This window comes from Flavobacterium cyanobacteriorum (assembly GCF_002251835.1).
GTDB classification, from domain to species: Bacteria; Bacteroidota; Bacteroidia; order Flavobacteriales; family Flavobacteriaceae; genus Flavobacterium; species Flavobacterium cyanobacteriorum.
Genome location: NZ_NOXV01000254.1, coordinates 18,614 through 36,902, shown reverse-complemented (window position 1 = coordinate 36,902; position 18,289 = coordinate 18,614). Strand labels below are relative to the sequence as shown.

The window sequence follows — 18,289 nt, the reverse complement described above, 5'->3', positions numbered from 1 at the left end:
CCGCTGCAAGTCCTCATTCCGCTGCGCTCCATTGCGGGCTTTCCGCTCCTATCCCTCACGCGGGGGGGAGCGGCAAAGAAAGTGTGGACGGTTTTCAATGAGAATATGTTAGCCCGTCACTACAACAAAATACACCCAACAGCCGCTTATTCTTTTTGCGGATTTGTTTAAATTCGCCATTGTAATCTAACCCATATACTTTGGCAGCTACACAAGAAAAACCGGCAAAAGAAACCCCGCTAATGAAGCAGTACAACAGCATCAAGGCCAAATACCCTGATGCCTGCCTGCTGTTCCGCGTGGGCGATTTTTATGAAACCTTTGGCGAAGATGCCATAAGGGCCGCCGGCATACTGGGCATTGTACTTACCAAAAGGGGCAACGGCACCGAAGCCGAAACGGCGCTGGCGGGATTTCCGCACCATTCGCTCAACACCTACCTGCCAAAACTGGTAAAGGCAGGGCTGCGCGTGGCAATATGCGACCAGCTGGAAGACCCCAAGATGACCAAGGCCATTGTGAAACGCGGTGTTACCGAACTGGTCACGCCGGGTGTTTCCATGAACGATGAAGTGCTGCAGGCCAAATCTAACAATTTCCTGGCCTCCGTATATTTCGGCAGGAAAACATTGGGTATATCGTTCCTTGACGTATCAACCGGCGAATTCCTTACGGCACAGGGAAATGAGGAGTACATTGACAAGCTGCTGCAAAACTTCAGCCCCAGTGAAGTACTGGTGCCTAAGGCCGAAAAAAATAATTTCAGGGAAATATTCGGCGGTGACTACCACACTTTTTACCTGGAAGACTGGGTATATAAGGAAGACTATGCCTTTGAAAGCCTCACCACCCATTTCGGTACCAACTCCCTTAAAGGCTTCGGCGTTGAGGATTTACAGGAAGGCGTTATAGCCTCGGGCGCCGTGCTGTATTACCTCTCGGAAACGCAGCACAACAAAGTGCAGCATATTACGGCCATACAGCGTATAGCCGAAGACGCCTACGTGTGGATGGACCGGTTTACCATACGTAACCTGGAACTCTACCACAGCGCTAACCCTAATGCCGTGACGCTGCTCGATGTTATCGATAAAACGCTTTCGCCCATGGGCAGCAGGCTTTTAAAACGCTGGCTGGCCCTGCCGCTGAAAGATGCGCATAAAATAAGGGCGCGCCATGAAGTTGTGGGCTACCTCAAAGAAAACAACGATGTGCTGCAAAAATTCCAGCAGCAGATAAAGCAGGTATCCGACCTTGAAAGGCTTATCAGCAAGATAGCCACAGGCAGGGTATCGCCACGCGAGGTAATTTACCTTAAAGAATCGCTGGACGCCATTGTGCCTGTAAAAACCATTGCGCTGGAAAGCCATAACGAAGCGCTCAAAGCCATTGGCGACAGCCTGCACAGCTGCGAACTGCTAAGGGAAAAAATCAAGGCAACCCTCAACCCTGACGCCCCCGTGGCCATAAGCAAGGGAAATGCCATAGCCAAAGGCGTTAACCCGGAGCTTGACGAGCTGCGTGCCATAGCCTATTCCGGCAAAGAATATTTAGAGGCCATAGAAAAAAGAGAGTCGGAAAGTACGGGTATCACTTCGCTAAAAATATCCTTCAACAATGTTTTCGGGTACTACATTGAGGTGCGGAACACCCATAAGGACAAAGTGCCCCAGGGATGGATACGCAAGCAGACACTGGTAAATGCCGAACGGTACATCACCGAGGAACTGAAAGAATATGAGAGCAAGATACTGGGTGCCGAAGAAAAGATACAACAGATAGAAGCGCAGCTGTTCGAACAGCTTGTGGTGTGGATTGCAACCTACATAAAGCCTGTACAGCTCAATGCCGGACTTATCGCGCAGGTAGACTGCCTGGCCTCTTTTGCGCAGCTGGCCATAGAAAATAAATATGTCTGCCCGGAAATTGACGACAGTTTTGACCTTGACATAAAAGAAGGCCGCCACCCCGTTATTGAAAAGCAATTGCCCGTAGGCACGCCCTACATTACCAATGATGTTTACCTGGACCGCTCACAGCAGCAGGTCATCATGATCACAGGGCCTAACATGTCCGGAAAATCAGCCATTTTACGGCAGACTGCCATAATTGTACTGCTGGCCCAGATGGGCAGCTTTGTGCCGGCCGAAAGCGTGCGGATGGGTGTTGTAGATAAGATATTTACCCGCGTTGGCGCGTCAGACAATATATCCATGGGCGAGTCAACCTTTATGGTAGAAATGAACGAAACGGCAAGCATCCTGAACAATATATCGGAGCGCAGCCTGATACTGCTTGATGAGATTGGCCGGGGCACCAGTACCTATGACGGTATCTCCATAGCATGGGCCATAGCCGAATTCCTGCATGAGCACCCGGCGCAGCCTAAAACGCTTTTTGCCACACATTACCATGAGCTGAACGAGATGCAGGACATTTTTGAACGCATCCGGAATTACAATGTGTCGGTAAAGGAACTTAAGGATACAGTGCTTTTCATCCGCAAGCTGGTGAAGGGTGGCTCTGCACACAGTTTCGGGATACACGTGGCCAAAATGGCGGGCATGCCGCAAACTGTGATACAAAAAGCACAAAAGCTGCTTAAAAAGCTGGAGAAGGACCATTCCGGCGAGGCGCTTGCCAGTGTAAAGGCATCAGCCAAGGACGAGATGCAGCTCAGCTTTTTTCATCTGGACGACCCGTTGCTGGAAGAAATAAAAGAAGAGATAATCAACCTGGACATAAACACCCTGACGCCCGTAGAGGCATTAATGAAGCTGAACGAGATAAAGCGGATGCTGGTGAAGTGATGCGGAAAAATACTTTATTTTTAAGCTAAACGTTATCAGAAGGTTATGCTTTTTGCTTAATTTTTTTTAGAAAAAGGCTTGCAAAATCAAAATTCTGTGCTACATTTGCATCCGCAATACTGAACCAACAGCGGTTGTAAAATAATGCGAAAATAGCTCAGTTGGTAGAGCGCCACCTTGCCAAGGTGGAGGTCGCGGGTTCGAATCCCGTTTTTCGCTCAACACTACCAGTGGCTCGAGTGGTGGAATTGGTAGACACGCTGGACTTAAAATCCAGTGGGCAGCAATGTCCGTGCGGGTTCAAGTCCCGCCTTGAGTACAAGTTAAAGCCTCAGACAAATGTTTGGGGCTTTTTTGTTAATCCCCCGTCCGGCTTCCTTTGCCTCACACCCGAAACCCAGGGGCAAAAACTTTATACCGCCCGGTTACCCAATTTATAAGCGCGCCCGGCATCAGGAGCAGCCGGCACAGCGCTTGTTTGGCAGCGCCAGCACCCGCTCTACACTCTATCTCCCCGCCGCAAAAGCAGGCGGCGGGGAGGATGCCGCTCCGATCGGGGCTAACCCCAAACACCGGGATATACCGGCAAGCCTTTATCCGCAATAAACAGAAAATCCATACTGCGCTATCGGGGCATAACAGGCTATAGCCTGTACAGGAATGCCATAAAAACAAAAAGCCCCCGCGGTGCAGGAGCTTTGATACTTTTTACTTGCAAACTCTTAGTGAGCAGGAGCAGCCGGAGCAGCTTCTGTAGCAGGAGTAGCAGCAGAATCAGCTGGAGCAGCAGCAGAATCAGCTGGAGCAGGAGCTGGAGTTTCAGTTACCGGAGCTTCAACAGCAGTAGAGTCAGTAGTAGCTTCTGTATTTTCACCTTCTGTCTTCTTGCATGATACAAGAGAAACGATAGCTACAAGTGCAAGGCTTAAAACAACTTTTTTCATCTTACTAAATTATAAAAGGTTAATTATTAATTCGGAGCAAAGATATAAATTTTTTAATATGATAAAATATTTACCCGAAATTTTTTTTTAAATGTTTTCTTACTGAATTTCAATTGCTTAATGATAACGTTTTCGCCAGATAATCCCCACTATACTTTTTTTTAAAAATTTACCTTCTTTTACCAAAATATCAGGGCACTTGTAAGGTATTGGCTATACCGTCCTGTTACTTTTTAGGCACGTTTACCAGCTTCATTTCGCTCACCAGGTGGGTAGCGCCGGCAAACTTATCAATAATAAACAGTACATAGCGCATATCAACCATTATGTTCCTGCATATTGAGGGGTCATAATGGATGTCGCTCATAGTGCCTTCCCACACCCGGTCAAAATTCAGGCCTATAAGGTTTCCTTTTGCATCAATAGCCGGGCTGCCGGAGTTACCTCCTGTCGTATGGTTGGTGCCTATGAAGCAAACCGGCATTTTGCCATTGACACCATAGCGGCCGTAATCTTTTTTATTGTACAGCTCAATGAGTTTCTGTGGTACATCAAATTCATAATCGCCGGGTATGTATTTTTCCATTACCCCGTCCAGGTAGGTTACCGGCTCATAATATACGGCATCACGGGGTTCATAGCCTTTTACTTTGCCATAGGTTACCCTGAGCGTGCTGTTGGCATCCGGGAAAATCCTGGCCTCTTCAGGGCTCAGTTCCAGTATTGCCTTCATATAGGCGCGCTGTAGCGCCGTTATTTTGAGGTTTATCTGATCATACCCCGGCGCTACATTTTTTACGTAAGCCTCCGCTATGGCTTTGGCAAACTGATAGCCCCGGTCAGCGTTCAGCCTGTCAATCACGGTTTTGGTATCGCCTTCCAGTAATTGCTTAAAGCCTTCGTAGCTTGTAATCCGGGACTGGCTGTAGATTTCAGCGGTGAGTTTTTTATAATCTGTAGTAAGCAGCTCTTTTGGCAGGAACTGGCGCGGCGATTTAGTTGCGTATATCTCGATTAGCTGTTCAAATACCTTTTCATCAACTGTCCTGTTAAAATCTTTATACACGCCGGCCATGCCGGTAACCAGGTTCTCTTTCCTATCATTGAAAGCCTGCCCGCCTTTTGTGCTGTATACCTGCTCCAGCTGGTACAGCCTGTAGGCTATGGTAAGCAGTTCGGTATTGCGCAGGACTACTTCGGTAAAGTAATCCCGGGCAAGCGCATAAGGAGCAATTTCGTTGTAGTTTTTTTCAAAATCAGTAAGCAGGCTGCCGTATTCGGCCTGTTTCCCGGCTTTGGCCACACGGGCCATAAACTCTTTTTCCTGCGCCCGCTTGAGCGCCACTGCATTAGTTTTCTTTAGCCCCTGGCTCTCCCCTATCCATTTCTTCCAGTAATTGGCTATGCTGGCATATTTTGCGGCATATTGTATTTTTATAGCCTGGTCTTTACGCATAAAGCCGTCAGCTACTTTAAGGGCAGCGTCGCGCACTTCAATCTTGGCGGGATTAAGGCTGTTTACAACCTGCTCCACCGCTACGGCCGGCAGGTACTCGGTAGTCCTGCCGGGATAGCCAAACACCAGCGTAAAGTCATCCTCCTTAACGCCTCCTAATGAAACCGGCAAAAAATGCTTTGGCGTGTACGGCACATTGTCTTTTGAGTAGGCGGCCGGCCTGTTGTTTTTGTCGGCATAAATACGGAACAGCGAAAAGTCGCCGGTATGCCGCGGCCATACCCAGTTATCGGTATCTGACCCAAATTTACCGATTGATGACGGCGGCGCTCCTACCAGGCGCACATCTTTGTAGGTTTCGGTAACGAAAAGCATGTACTGGTTGCCTTCGTAAAAGGTACGAATCCTGTTTTCCTGCCATGGCTCTTTTGGCAACGATGCGGTAAGGCGGGTAATATTTTCCTGTATCTTTTTCTGCCTCTCCTGTTCAGCTAATGATGCCGTGCCTTCCAGCACCTTTGTAGTAACATCTTCAATGCGGGCTATGAAAGTAACTTCCAGGTCCGGGTTTGGCAGCTCTTCAGCAAGGTTCATGGCCCAGAACCCGTTGGCCAGGTAGTCATGGTCTATCGTGGAGTGCGACTGTATCTCGTCATAGCCGCAGTGGTGGTTGGTGAGCAGCAGCCCCCTGGGCGATATTACTTCAGAAGTACACCCGCCGTTAAAATGCGGCACGGCGTCTTTGAGGCTCGATTTATTGACATCATAAATGTCCTGTGCGCTCATCTTCATGCCCAGGCTTTTCATTTCTTTTTCGTTCATGCCTTTGAGCAGCGAGGGTATCCACATGCCGCCCTGCTGCGCATAAGCGGGCAGCACAAGCAGCAGTACCAGTATACGTAGTAATTTCATAATGATTTTAATTGTTGTGGCCGCAAGTTAGTCATTTTATGATAAAGCAGCATCTTGTTAAAGGCGTATTAAAAGGCATCAATAAATAAAAAATCTTTAAAAAAATTGCAACATCTGTAATTATCAATTTAATTTATATATTTGCACCGCATGAGTCGACAAGATGCGATACTTAATTTAAACTATTAAATATAAATGAAAAAAATTATTAGAAAAAACTAGTGTTTTAATTTTATCTACAGTTTTAATATCTGCATCTTGCTCTGAAGACAGTATTGAATATAATGACAAAAATACAAATGAATCATTGACTGATAATATTGTTAATACTAAGAGAGTTATTGATTATGACCCTGCTATTTTAGATGATTCAACTTTTAAAGACTATTTGTATGCTGAATATTATGCTTTAGAAAAACTAAAAACTGAGGATATTGTCCGATTTAAAGATAGTAAAATAACGGAAAACAATACGGATGAAGTTATCAATGCACTAGGTTTTGAATCAAGAGGTAAATATATAGAATTTGCAAAAAAGCAATTTGAGAGATATACCTACTTAGAAAATAAATATAAAATATCTTCTTTAACTGAAGAAACAAAATATAGTTTAGTTAAAGATGGACTAATAAAATTTCAAATTCCTGTATTACATCCAGATCCTGTTGAAGTGCCAACTATGAGCTGTACTTGGAAAAAACGTTGGTGTGATGTTGGGGTAATTGGAGCTGCCGTTTTAGCTCATACAGCCTGTGGTGCCTTAGATGTTGAAACTTTAGGCCTAACTATTATCTTAGGATGCCATACAGGTGCAGCCCTTGCACAAGCAGCTGGCCATGCGCTTTGTATCGCAAATTATGACGATTGTGTAGCCGGAAAATAGTTATAGTTAGATGAGATGAGTAGATTTATAAAAAAAATACCTCTTATTAATGCACTAATTGCACTACTAATTATATTGACTGTTGGAATCTATAATCCAATTGCCAATATAATAATATTGTTGTTAAGCTTTATATCAGTTGGTTTTTCAATTTATCGATTTAAAATATTGGAGCCGGAAAAAGCTAACAAAGTAAAAATTTTTATATTGATTTTTCCTCTAGTAGCGGCCATATACCTACTTATGAATATGTTTTTCTGAAGGCTTTGCTGCCTTGGGTAATGCCATTGTAGATTACCCTGATTGATAGCCGGCGGGACTAAGCTACTGTTAAGGCCTAGCCCCGACGGGAGCGGCATCCTCCCCGACGCCTGCTTTTGCGGCGGGGAGATATAGCGGACGGCGGGACCAAGCCCTGACAGAGGAGCGCTTAGCCCAACGCTCCAAGAATTATTTAAAAGATTGTGAATTGCTGCAATGCGGCTAAAACTGCTATTTTGTGTTTAATCCGGGCCTTTTACTTTAGCTACCTGGCTGAGAATCCAGATATAATCGGCCTGGCTGTTTACAAAATCCCTGCCGGACACGTCCAGTATGAGCACATTCCTGCCGGCCTCGGTTTTTATGAAGTCAAGATACCCCTTATTTATTTTTTCGAGGTAATCAGCATCAATATCCTGCTCGTAGCTGCGGCCGCGCTTTTTTATGTGCTGCAGCAGCCTTTGAGTATCCTGGTAGAGGTAAATATAAAGGCCGGGGCGCGGTATTTCCCTGTAAATTATATCAAACAGCTTGCGGTAAAGGCGGTACTCATCTTCAGTCAGGGTTACCTTAGAAAAGATCAGTGATTTAAATATATGATAGTCGGCCACGACAAAATCCCGGAACAGGTCGAACTGCGAAAGGTCGTCGGTAAGCTGCTGGTACCTGTCGGCCAGGAATGACATCTCGAGTGAAAAGGCATACCTGGCCTGGTCCTTATAAAATTTGGGCAGGAACGGGTTATCGGCAAAGCGTTCGAGTACCAGTTTTGCATTGAAATCTTCTGAAATTTTGCCGGACAGGGTGGTTTTGCCCGCGCCGATATTACCTTCAATGGCTATGTAGTTGTACCTGTTGAGGCGCAACCCTGCCATGGGCGCTTCCAGTGTGGCGGCGTGTTTTATTGCTGCGCTGTCGGTTGTTTCGGCTATGAGGGTGCCGACATTTTTTTTTAGTACGGGGTGTATCCAGCCCGGCTTTATATCCCGGAGGGGATACAGGACAAATTTCCTTTCGTGCATGCGCGGGTGTGGTACCTGCAGGCTGATTTCGTCTATCATACTGTCATTAAAAGATATAATGTCAATATCAATAGTACGTGCGCTGTAACCGCTGCCGCTGCGTTCCCTGCCCATATGCCGCTCTGCCTCAAGCAGGGCCGCAAGCAATGCCCGCGCAGGCAGGCAGGTATGCACTGTTACGGCACAATTATAAAAATCATCACCCTTAAAACCCCACGAGGGCGTTTCATAAACAGCCGATACGCTTACTACTGTGGCAATATGGTTATGGATGTAGCTGATGCACGAGGTAATGTGCTGCAGCCTGTTGCCGCTGTTGCTGCCTAATGATAATATTGCCTCGTTCTGGAATTTCATACGGTGCAAAGTAAACAAAACAATTGTAAAGCCGTTGTACAAATTATCTTACTGTTAATAAATTTACAAAGGAGCACTTTGCAGCCCCGGATACACATATTTTGTAACAGATGTTGTATTTTTGATACATATCAAAAAAAATATTTTGACATTATGCAATTCTTAAAAAATGTACTGGCCACTATAGTAGGCCTATTCCTGTTTTGTTTCATCCTGTTCTTTTTTGTTGTGCTTATCGGCATCATTGCCGGCGGCAGCGAAAAAACGGTGCAAGTGAAAGAAAATTCAGTGATTGAGCTTGATATTGCCGAGGTAAAAAATGATTATGCCGGCAAATTTTATAATGATGAGTTTGCCTTTCTTAACGATGAGCCTAAAGACGGGCTTGTAAATGTGCTGAAAGCTATTAATGCCGCTAAAAAAGACACCAAGATAAAAGGCATAACCCTTACCAATACCACATCGCAGCTGGGCATGGCACAAACAAAAGCACTGCGCAGGAAACTTGAAGAATTTAAGCAATCAGGCAAGTTTGTGGTAGCCTATGCCGACACCTATACGCAGGCCGACTATTACTTAAGCTCAGTTGCCGATACGGTTTACCTGAACCCTGTAGGCGAGGTAGAATTTAAAGGGCTTTCATCAGAAGTGATGTTCTTTAAGGATTTCCAGGAAAAATCAGGGATAAAATTTGAAGTCATACGCCACGGTAAGTACAAGAGTGCCGTAGAGCCTTTCCTGAGCAACGAAATGAGCCCTGAAAACAGGGAACAGCTTACTGTATTGCTTAACACTGTATGGTCATCCATGGCGGCTGATATTGCCAAAAGCAGGAAAATAACCGTTGAGAGCGTTAACAGCATTGCCGAAAACCTTTCGGCGCGCACGCCTGAACTGGCAAAGGCATCAAAACTTATTGATAAGATCGGTTATGTTGATGAATTTGAGAACGGCATACGCAAAGCCCTTAAAATAAAGAAGGATGAGGAAATAAATTCTGTTGACATACTTGATTACGTACAAACCGCCGAACTGTCTGACCTGCTGAACAGCGGCACTGATAAAATTGCCGTTGTTTATGCACAGGGTGAAATAATGGGCGGCGAGGGAGACCTTACCGTGGTTGGCGAAGGCGCCATGAGGGAAGCCCTAAAAGAAGCCCGTGAAGACAAAGACGTGAAGGCTGTAGTGCTTCGGGTAGATTCACCGGGAGGAAACGCGCTGACATCAGAACTTATCTGGAGGGAAATAGAGCTAACCAAAAAGAAAAAACCCGTGGTGGTATCAATGGGCAACGTGGCCGCATCGGGTGGGTATTACATATCATGCAATGCCAGCAGGATATTTGCTGAACCAAACACTATAACAGGCTCAATCGGTGTATTCGGCGTATTGCCAAACCTTACACAGCTGTCGGATAAGGTAGGCATACACACCGAGCAGGTGAACACCCACAGCAATGCCTCCGGCTACAGCCTGTTTACACCACTGCAGGATAATACCCGCGCCGTAGTACAGGAAGGTGTAGAAAAAATATATACAACGTTTGTGAGCCGTGTAGCCACAGGCCGTAAAATGACGCCTGAACAGGTTGATGCCATAGGCCAGGGCCGTGTGTGGGCCGGTGCCGATGCTGTAAAAATAGGGCTGGTAGATGAACTGGGGAGCCTTGACGACGCTATAAAGTATGCCGCCAAACTGGGCAAGGCTAAAGATTATAGCATAGAGGATTACCCTGAATATGAAATGACCTTTGAGAAGCTACTGTCGGGCAAAATGCCTTTTGCCCAAAGTAAGGAGGAATTCATTAAGGAAGAGGTAGGTGAAGAAAATTACAGGATCATTGAGCGCATGAGGAGGGCTTCACAGCTAAGGGGGCCGCAGCTGATACTGCCTTATGAAATAAACATCAGGTAAAATCCGTTAGTAATTAATACACCAAATAAAAAATACTATGGCTAAGAAGATATTGAAATGGACGGGGATTACACTGCTGGTCATTATAATACTGCTGTTAGCTGCACCCTTCCTTTTTAAAAGTAAAATTGAGGAAATGGTACTGAAAGCCGTTAATGAGCAGGTTGACGCAAAGGTGAACTTTGAAGACGTGAGCCTGAGCCTTTTTAAAAGTTTTCCGCAGGCCAATGTAACGGTCGAAAAGCTAAGCATCATCAATAAGGCGCCTTTTGAAGGCGATACGCTGGTGTACCTTGGTGAGCTGAACCTGAAAATGTCGGTTAAAGAACTTTTTAAAGGCGACGGCGAAGCTATGAGCGTAGAATCGCTTACCACAAAAAACGGGGTAATAAATATCCTTTTCAATAAAAACGGCCTTGGCAATTTTGATATCGCCATAAAAGACAAGGAAGAGCAGCCGGGTGGTGAACCCTCCAAACCATTTGCGCTAAACATGCAGAATTACGAAATTGAGAACCTCCGTTTCCGCTACTATGACGAGCGCTCCAGGATGCAGATGGTAATTGACAGCCTTAACCATAGCGGCAAGGGCAACTTTGCGCAAAGCAGACTGGACCTTGATACGCACACCACTGCTAGGCTTACGCTGGATATGGACAAGACCAATTACATGCGTAATATAGCCCTTAAGCTGGACGCTGTGCTGGGACTTGATCTTGAAAAAAGCATCTATACGTTTAAGAACAATAAGGCGCTTATTAACCAGCTGCCTCTTGAGTTTGACGGAAGCATTGCAATACTGGAGACCGGCCAGCAGTATGACCTAACCTTTAAAACCCCATCATCATCATTTAAAAATTTCCTCGGACTGATACCGGAAAGCTACTCGGGTAATCTTGCAAATGTAAAAACAGAGGGTGATTTTACCATTAATGGTATGGTTAAAGGCGCCATGACCGATACTACAATCCCTAAATTCAATATCGCCATAGCATCCAATAATGCTTCCTTTAAATATCCTGACCTTCCAAAAGCAGTAGAAAACATTGTTATTGACACGAAGATCATTAACGAAACAGGAGTAACGAATGATACTTATGTAAACCTGGACAACCTGTCTTTCAGGATTGACCAGGACGTTTTCGGGGCAAAAGCCACTATCAGGAATCTGGCAGAAAACGCTCTTGTTGATGCCAGCCTTAAAGGTACCATCAACCTGGGCAACTTTGCCAAAGCCTACCCTGTAAAACTAAGCGTACCGTTATCGGGTATCCTTAAAGCTGACGTGAAGACTAAATTCGACATGAAATCTGTGGAAGCGAGCCAGTATGAAAGGATACAAAATTCGGGCAGCATAAGCCTCAGCGGATTTACCTATTCAGGAGATGCCATGGCAAAACCTGTAACTATTAACCGTGCTGATGTGCAGTTTAACCCAAGCAGGGTAAACCTGAGCCAGTTTACTGCCAAAACAGGAAGTTCGGATGTGGCTATTACAGGTACGCTGGATAACTTTTACGGTTTTGTTTTTAAAGACCAGGTGCTAAAAGGTAACTTCAATATGAGCTCAAGCCGTTTGTTGGTAGCTGATTTCATGGCGCCACAAACAAAAACCGTAAGCACCAAAAAAGAAGACGGCACCAAAACCACCGAAACCAGGAAAGCCGGCGATGCAGTAAAGATACCTGCTTTCCTTGACTGCACTATTACCGCAAAGGCGGGAACTGTAGTGTATGACAACCTAAACCTGAAGAATGTTTCGGGTAAAATGATCATAAGGGATGAAGCGGTGGCACTACAAAATGTAAAAACTGACATATTCGGTGGGCAGATTGGCCTGAACGGAAATGTATCGACAAAGGGCAACACACCTAAGTTTGATGTTGATCTGTCGCTCAACAGGGTTGATATCGGGCAGTCGTTCACGCAGCTTGACATGCTGAAGTCTATTGCACCTATAGCCAGTGTAATTAACGGCAAACTTACATCAACCGTAAATGTGCAGGGGAACCTTGATGCCAGGGAGATGACCCCTGACCTTAAATCAATAAACGGCAGCCTTATGGGGCAGCTGTTGTCAACTACTATTAATGAAAAGAACTCAAAGCTGCTTACAGCACTTGATAATAACCTGAAGTTTATTGACCTGAACAAGCTTAACCTTAACGACCTGAAGGCCAATCTGAGCTTTGAGAACGGTAAGGTAAATATAAAGCCCATTAACCTTAAATACCAGGATATAGCTATACAGGTGGGCGGGCAGCATGGTTTTGACCAGAGCATGAGCTATAATGTAAACTTTGATGTACCGGCCAAATACCTTAGCCCCGAAGTTACAAAACTACTAAGCTCCCTAAGCCCTGCCGAAGCAAATAAAATAAGCGTACCTGTTACAGCGCTTGTTACAGGAACTTTCCAGAATCCTAAGATCAGCACTGACGTGAGCAAGACGGTTACCAACCTTACGCAGCAGCTGGTTAAACAGCAAAAAGATAAGTATAAGCAGCAGGGTGTAAATGCCCTTAATAATCTTATTAAGGGGAAAAACAACAACACTACCACAACAGACACTGCTAAAGCCCAAACACCGAAAACCAACCAGGAGCTGAAAGAAAAAGCCGGCGAAGCTGTTAAAAGCAAAGCTACAGATGCTGTAAGGAACCTTTTCAGGAAAAAAGAGAAAAAGGAAGAGTAGTTAGTATTCAGGGGTCAGTAGGCAGTGTCCAGTGTTCATTTGTATTGGAGCCTGCAGGAAATAAATAAAAAGGGGCTGTCTCAAAAGTGTCATTAATGCAATGAAGTGAAGAATCTAAATGATTACTATACAAAGCTAATGACAAAGATGCTGTTACAGCATTTTGAGACAGCCTCTTTTTTTTTACACGTTAATCCTTACACCAAAGCCTTCAAAGGCCCGCACATTAAATACGGTCCCATCCTCAAACATCAGGTACTGGCCTTTAATCCCTGTCAGCTTACCCTCAAAAACGGGGGTGGTAACCAGGTTAAGGCTGCTTATCTTTTTAGGGTACTCTAATACCGGGTACTCAAGGTTATAAATCTTCTCTCCTGTGGTTTCAAAATATTGCTGCACCTCATCCGGCAACAGCGGCTGTACAAATCTGCGGCGTTCTGTCAAATCTATGGGTGCAATTTCATTCAGCAGCATCTTTTTCCAGTTTATCTTGTCGGAAAAGTGGCTTTTTAGCGCTACTTCGGTTATTCCGGCAAGGTAGCGGTTAGGCACTTCCACCAGTGCTATTGCCTGGCTTGCCCCCTGGTCTATCCAGCGTGTGGGCACCTGTGTTTTTCGTGTCACGCCTACTTTCATATCACTGGCTGAGGCAAGGTACACAATATGCGGCTGCAGCTGGGCCTTCTTTTCATATTCCAGGTCGCGGTCGGCCACGTCAAGGTGTGCAGTACTCAGTTCAGGGCGCATTATCCAGTCGCCTGCTCCCGGTATTACATAAAAACAGTCATAGCAATAGCCCATGCGGTATATTTTCTTCTTTTTGCTGCAGTGCAGGCACTGGTACCCCATAAAGGTAATCTCAAATGGTTTGCCCAGTAACTGGTTCATGTGCAGAAAGCTATCTTCAAACACCAGGTAGTACTGTATGGGGCTGCCTGCTTCTGCCTGCATTTTTGTTAAAACGCCTTCGTATTGCATGTAAAATTTGTACTTTTAGGGCATAAAGATACTAAAATATGGCATTGTCGATAATCAATTCGATAGCATCCTGGATACTGAAGAAACGCATACACCAGATAGAACTGTTCCTGAAATACCCGCACGAGGTACAGGAAGAGTTGCTTTTCAGCCTATTAAAAACAGCTGAAAACACTGCAACAGGTAAAAAGTATGACTTCAGCACAATAAAAAACTACAGCACATTTGCCGAAAGGGTACCGATATCAGCTTATGAAGACCTGGAACCCATGATAGAGCAGACGCGTAAGGGAGAGCAGAATGTTTTCTGGCCTACGCAGATAAAGTGGTTTGCCAAATCAAGCGGCACCACTAATGCCAAAAGCAAGTTTATACCCGTGAGTAACGAAGCGCTGGAAGACTGCCACTACAAAGCCGGAAAGGACCTGCTGTGCCTGTACCTGAACAATAATGAAGATTCGCAGCTATTTACCGGGAAAAGCCTGAGGCTGGGCGGCAGCAAGCAGATATATGAGGATAACAATACTTTTTTTGGCGATCTTTCGGCTATACTAATTGATAATATGCCTATATGGGCAGAGTTCAGCAGCACGCCGAGCAACAAAGTATCACTAATGAGCGAGTGGGAAACCAAAATACCGGCCATAGTAAAAGAAACGCTTACTGAAAATGTAACCAGCTTTGCGGGTGTACCCTCATGGATGCTGGTGCTCATGAACAAGATACTGGAAGAAACAGGCAAAGCCACACTGCCGGAAATATGGCCCAATGTAGAAGTTTACTTTCATGGTGGGGTTAGCTTTGAACCGTATAGGGAACAGTACAAAAAGATACTGCTCAAAACTGATTTTAAATACTACGAAATCTACAATGCCTCTGAAGGGTTTTTTGCCATACAGGACACTAACGACAGCAACGAGCTGCTGCTGATGCTGGATTACGGTATTTTCTACGAATTTATCCCGATGGATACCTTCGGCACTCCTGACCAGAAGGCCGTGAGGCTTGCCGATGTGGAACTGAACAAAAATTATGCGGTAGTGATAACCACCAACGCAGGGTTGTGGCGTTACCTTATTGGCGATACGGTACGGTTTACTTCAGTAAGCCCCTACAGGATAAAAATAACAGGAAGGACCAAGCACCATATTAATGTATTTGGCGAGGAGCTTATGGTAGAGAATACGGATAAAGCCATTGCCAAAGCCTGTGAACTTACAGGCGCTGAAGTAGTGGACTATACTGTTGCCCCCATTTTTATGGAAGGCAGGGAGAAGGGTGCCCATGAGTGGATTGTAGAATTTGGCAGGCATCCTGAAGATGTGGATAAATTCCGCCAGGCACTTGATGAGACGCTGCAAAGCGTGAACAGCGACTATGAGGCCAAGCGCTACAACAACATGACGCTAAACCCGCTGGTGCTTAATGTGGCACGCCCTAAACTTTTTTATGACTGGCTTAAGGCGCAGGACAAACTGGGCGGGCAGCACAAGATACCAAGGCTTAGTAATGAACGAAAATACCTCGAGGAACTGAAAGCCATGCAGGATAATACAGTTACTGCCTGAAACGAAATTTAACAGATAACTTCTTAGCTTATAATTTGTTTGGTATTATCTTTGCGCTGCAATGAGAAAATATGATATAATGAAAAGGAAGTCTTTACTTGTGCTTGGCGCTGCTGCACTTTTGGTACTTATAACATCATGCGGGCCTAAAAGGTACGGCTGCAACAAGAGGCGCTGCATTGTGGACAGCAACACAAAACAAGAAGTTTTAAAAACAAACCCGACCAAAACCACACAAAACACATAAAAAATCCCGCTCAAATGAGCGGGATTTTATTACACACTTCGAGGATTAGATGCTTAAATGATTTTAAAAGCAAACACCTCAAAGGTTTTAAAAAAGGTTTTATTTATATATAAAGTTGTGCGCTTCGGCAAGCTCAGCGTGAATGTAACTGCCAACTAAATACTGATTACTACTAAATCACTACTAGGAAGCTGCCTTTAGGCGTTTCATCAATGTTTTGCTCAGGTGGTGCTCCACATAGTCGCGGTCTATATACAATTCTTTATCATCCGAACCCGGAAGCTCATACATAGCTTCGGTAAGTATGGCTTCGCACAGTGAGCGGAGGCCCCTTGCCCCCAGCTTATATTCTAATGCTTTCTCCACAATGTAATCCAGCGCGTCGTCTGAAACAGTAAGCTCTACATCGTCCATAGCAAACAGTTTCTGGTACTGCTTGATAAGAGCATTTTTAGGCTCTGTAAGGATGGCACGCAGGGTTTCCCTGTCCAGTGGGTCCATGTGTGTTAAAACCGGCATACGGCCAATAATTTCCGGGATAAGCCCGAAGTCCTTTACATCTTTAGGAATAATGTACTGCAGCAGGTTGTCCTGGTCAATGTTATCATTGTTCTTTGATGTGCTGTAACCCACAGCCTGGCGGTTTAGCCTGCGCGATATAATGCGCTCAATACCGTCAAACGCGCCACCTGCAATAAAGAGGATGTTCTGGGTGTTCACTTCAATAAATTTTTGGTCAGGGTGCTTGCGTCCGCCTTTGGGCGGAACGTTAACTACAGTGCCTTCAAGCAGCTTGAGCAAAGCCTGCTGCACACCTTCGCCCGATACATCGCGTGTAATGGATGGGTTATCGCTCTTGCGGGCAATTTTGTCTATTTCGTCAATAAACACAATACCGCGTTCAGCTTTCTTTACATCATAATCGGCAGCCTGTAACAGGCGCGTTAATATGCTCTCCACATCCTCACCTACATAACCTGCTTCGGTAAGCACGGTAGCATCAACAATTGTAAGCGGCACGTTCAGCATACGGGCAATAGTTTTAGCCACAAGCGTTTTACCGGTACCGGTTTGCCCTACCATCAATATATTGCTCTTTTCAATCTCAACCTCATCTTCGCCCTGTTGCTGCATCAGCCTTTTGTAGTGGTTATATACCGCTACTGACAGCACTTTTTTTGTCTGGTCCTGGCCAATAACATACTGATCCAGGAATGCACGTATCTCTTTGGGCTTTTTCAGCTCCAGGTCGGCAGCAAGGGCGGTATGCCCGCTTTGTTTCAGCTCTTCCAGCACAATGCCATGCGCCTGCTCAATACAGCGGTCGCATATATGCGCACTTATGCCCGCAATCAGTAAATTGGTTTCCGGCTTTTTCCTTCCGCAAAATGAGCACTCTAATACTTCTTTAGCCATTACTTGATTTTTTGTATAAAGGCACCAGGCTTAAAACCACCTGATGCCTTATAACGCAGATATTAAAAATTTATTCTCTTATTAGCACTTCATCAACCATGCCATATTCTTTAGCCTCAGGGGCTTTCATCCAGTAGTCGCGTTCGCTGTCCCTGTACACCTTGTCATAATCCTGGCCTGAATGTTTGGATATGATCCTGTAAAGCTCCTCTTTAAGCTTAAGCATTTCGCGCAGGTTTATTTCCATGTCGCTGGCAACACCCTGTGCGCCGCCGGATGGCTGGTGAATCATCACCCTTGAATGCGGCAGCGCCGAACGTTTACCGGCAGCGCCGGCACACAATAATACAGCACCCATTGAAGCAGCCATACCGGTACAGATAGTAGCCACATCAGGCCTTATGTACTGCATGGTATCATACATGCCAAGGCCGGCATACACGCTGCCGCCCGGCGAGTTGATGTATATCTGTATGTCTTTTGAAGCATCAGTGCTTTCCAGAAATAAAAGCTGCGCCTGTACAATGTTGGCCACCTGGTCGTCAATACCCGTGCCCAGGAAAATGATCCTGTCCATCATTAGGCGCGAAAAAACATCAATCTGTGCCACATTCAGCTGGCGCTCTTCCATAATATAGGGCGTGAGGCCCGTAGGGGTAACACGATTAACAAGCTTGTCATAATATAAGTTATTAATGCCATGGTGTTTTGTGGCATATTTCCTGAATTCTTTACCGTAGTTCATAAACTTTTTTTAATTAAAATTTAGTAAAATGAATGAAAAACGCCAAACCTGTACAGTTTGACGTTCAAATATACTCAT

12 protein-coding genes and 2 tRNA genes are annotated in these 18,289 nt (G+C 45.2%); 8 read left to right on the top strand and 6 right to left on the bottom strand.

Annotated elements, in window-relative coordinates:
- The first annotated feature begins 242 nt into the window (after positions 1 to 242).
- The 3 genes from mutS to CHU92_RS08335 all read left to right on the top strand — a co-directional run bounded on the left by mutS (position 243) and on the right by CHU92_RS08335 (position 3,129).
- Positions 243 to 2,810 carry a DNA mismatch repair protein MutS gene (mutS, locus tag CHU92_RS08345; RefSeq protein WP_094414516.1) on the top strand — a complete coding sequence of 856 codons (2,568 nt, stop codon included), beginning with the start codon at positions 243 to 245 and terminating at the stop codon, positions 2,808 to 2,810.
- Positions 2,811 to 2,956: 146 nt separating this feature from the next.
- Positions 2,957 to 3,029, top strand: a tRNA-Gly gene (locus CHU92_RS08340).
- 14 nt (positions 3,030 to 3,043) lie between these two features.
- A tRNA-Leu gene (locus CHU92_RS08335) sits at positions 3,044 to 3,129 on the top strand.
- 403 nt (positions 3,130 to 3,532) lie between these two features.
- Here the strand turns inward: CHU92_RS08335 and CHU92_RS15555 are convergent.
- Positions 3,533 to 3,754 (bottom strand): hypothetical protein, encoded by a 222-nt coding sequence (locus tag CHU92_RS15555; RefSeq protein ID WP_129583034.1) that lies wholly within the window; start codon positions 3,752 to 3,754, stop codon positions 3,533 to 3,535.
- Between the two features lie 226 nt (positions 3,755 to 3,980).
- Positions 3,981 to 6,122, bottom strand: coding sequence for a S46 family peptidase (locus CHU92_RS08320; RefSeq protein WP_094414510.1), 2,142 nt, complete (start codon positions 6,120 to 6,122; stop codon positions 3,981 to 3,983).
- Positions 6,123 to 6,429: 307 nt separating this feature from the next.
- Between CHU92_RS08320 and CHU92_RS08315 the strand changes: the two genes are divergently transcribed.
- Positions 6,430 to 7,005, top strand: a complete 576-nt coding sequence (locus tag CHU92_RS08315; RefSeq protein ID WP_094414508.1) for a hypothetical protein — start codon at positions 6,430 to 6,432, stop codon at positions 7,003 to 7,005.
- Between the two features lie 503 nt (positions 7,006 to 7,508).
- Here the strand turns inward: CHU92_RS08315 and folK are convergent.
- Entirely contained in the window at positions 7,509 to 8,645 is a 1,137-nt protein-coding gene (gene folK / locus CHU92_RS08305; protein ID WP_094414504.1) for a 2-amino-4-hydroxy-6-hydroxymethyldihydropteridine diphosphokinase, read from the bottom strand.
- Positions 8,646 to 8,798: 153 nt separating this feature from the next.
- Here folK and sppA point away from each other — a divergent pair, with 153 nt between their 5' ends.
- Complete coding sequence (gene sppA / locus CHU92_RS08300) at positions 8,799 to 10,562, top strand: signal peptide peptidase SppA (protein WP_094414502.1); 1,764 nt, start codon at positions 8,799 to 8,801, stop codon at positions 10,560 to 10,562.
- A 37-nt stretch (positions 10,563 to 10,599) separates the two neighbouring features.
- Positions 10,600 to 13,257: an AsmA-like C-terminal region-containing protein gene (locus CHU92_RS08295; protein WP_094414500.1), complete on the top strand. Its 2,658-nt coding sequence runs from the start codon at positions 10,600 to 10,602 to the stop codon at positions 13,255 to 13,257.
- Positions 13,258 to 13,440: 183 nt separating this feature from the next.
- Here the strand turns inward: CHU92_RS08295 and CHU92_RS08290 are convergent, their stop codons facing one another.
- The gene (locus tag CHU92_RS08290) at positions 13,441 to 14,235 is read right to left on the bottom strand and encodes a DUF2797 domain-containing protein (RefSeq protein WP_094414498.1); all 795 of its coding nucleotides are present in this window, start codon (positions 14,233 to 14,235) and stop codon (positions 13,441 to 13,443) included.
- Positions 14,236 to 14,273: 38 nt separating this feature from the next.
- Here CHU92_RS08290 and CHU92_RS08285 point away from each other — a divergent pair, with 38 nt between their 5' ends.
- On the top strand, positions 14,274 to 15,803 hold the full coding sequence (locus tag CHU92_RS08285; protein ID WP_094414496.1) for a GH3 auxin-responsive promoter family protein: 1,530 nt from the start codon (positions 14,274 to 14,276) through the stop codon (positions 15,801 to 15,803).
- Positions 15,804 to 15,882: 79 nt separating this feature from the next.
- Entirely contained in the window at positions 15,883 to 16,050 is a 168-nt protein-coding gene (locus CHU92_RS15830; RefSeq protein ID WP_165764617.1) for a hypothetical protein, read from the top strand.
- A gap of 183 nt (positions 16,051 to 16,233) precedes the next feature.
- On the opposite strand, the gene clpX is transcribed toward CHU92_RS15830, so the two are convergent.
- Together clpX and clpP are read right to left on the bottom strand one after the other, a co-directional pair.
- The gene (clpX, locus tag CHU92_RS08275; RefSeq protein WP_094414492.1) at positions 16,234 to 17,466 is read right to left on the bottom strand and encodes an ATP-dependent Clp protease ATP-binding subunit ClpX; all 1,233 of its coding nucleotides are present in this window, start codon (positions 17,464 to 17,466) and stop codon (positions 16,234 to 16,236) included.
- A 70-nt stretch (positions 17,467 to 17,536) separates the two neighbouring features.
- Positions 17,537 to 18,211: an ATP-dependent Clp endopeptidase proteolytic subunit ClpP gene (gene clpP / locus CHU92_RS08270; protein WP_094414489.1), complete on the bottom strand. Its 675-nt coding sequence runs from the start codon at positions 18,209 to 18,211 to the stop codon at positions 17,537 to 17,539.
- Positions 18,212 to 18,289 lie beyond the last annotated feature (78 nt).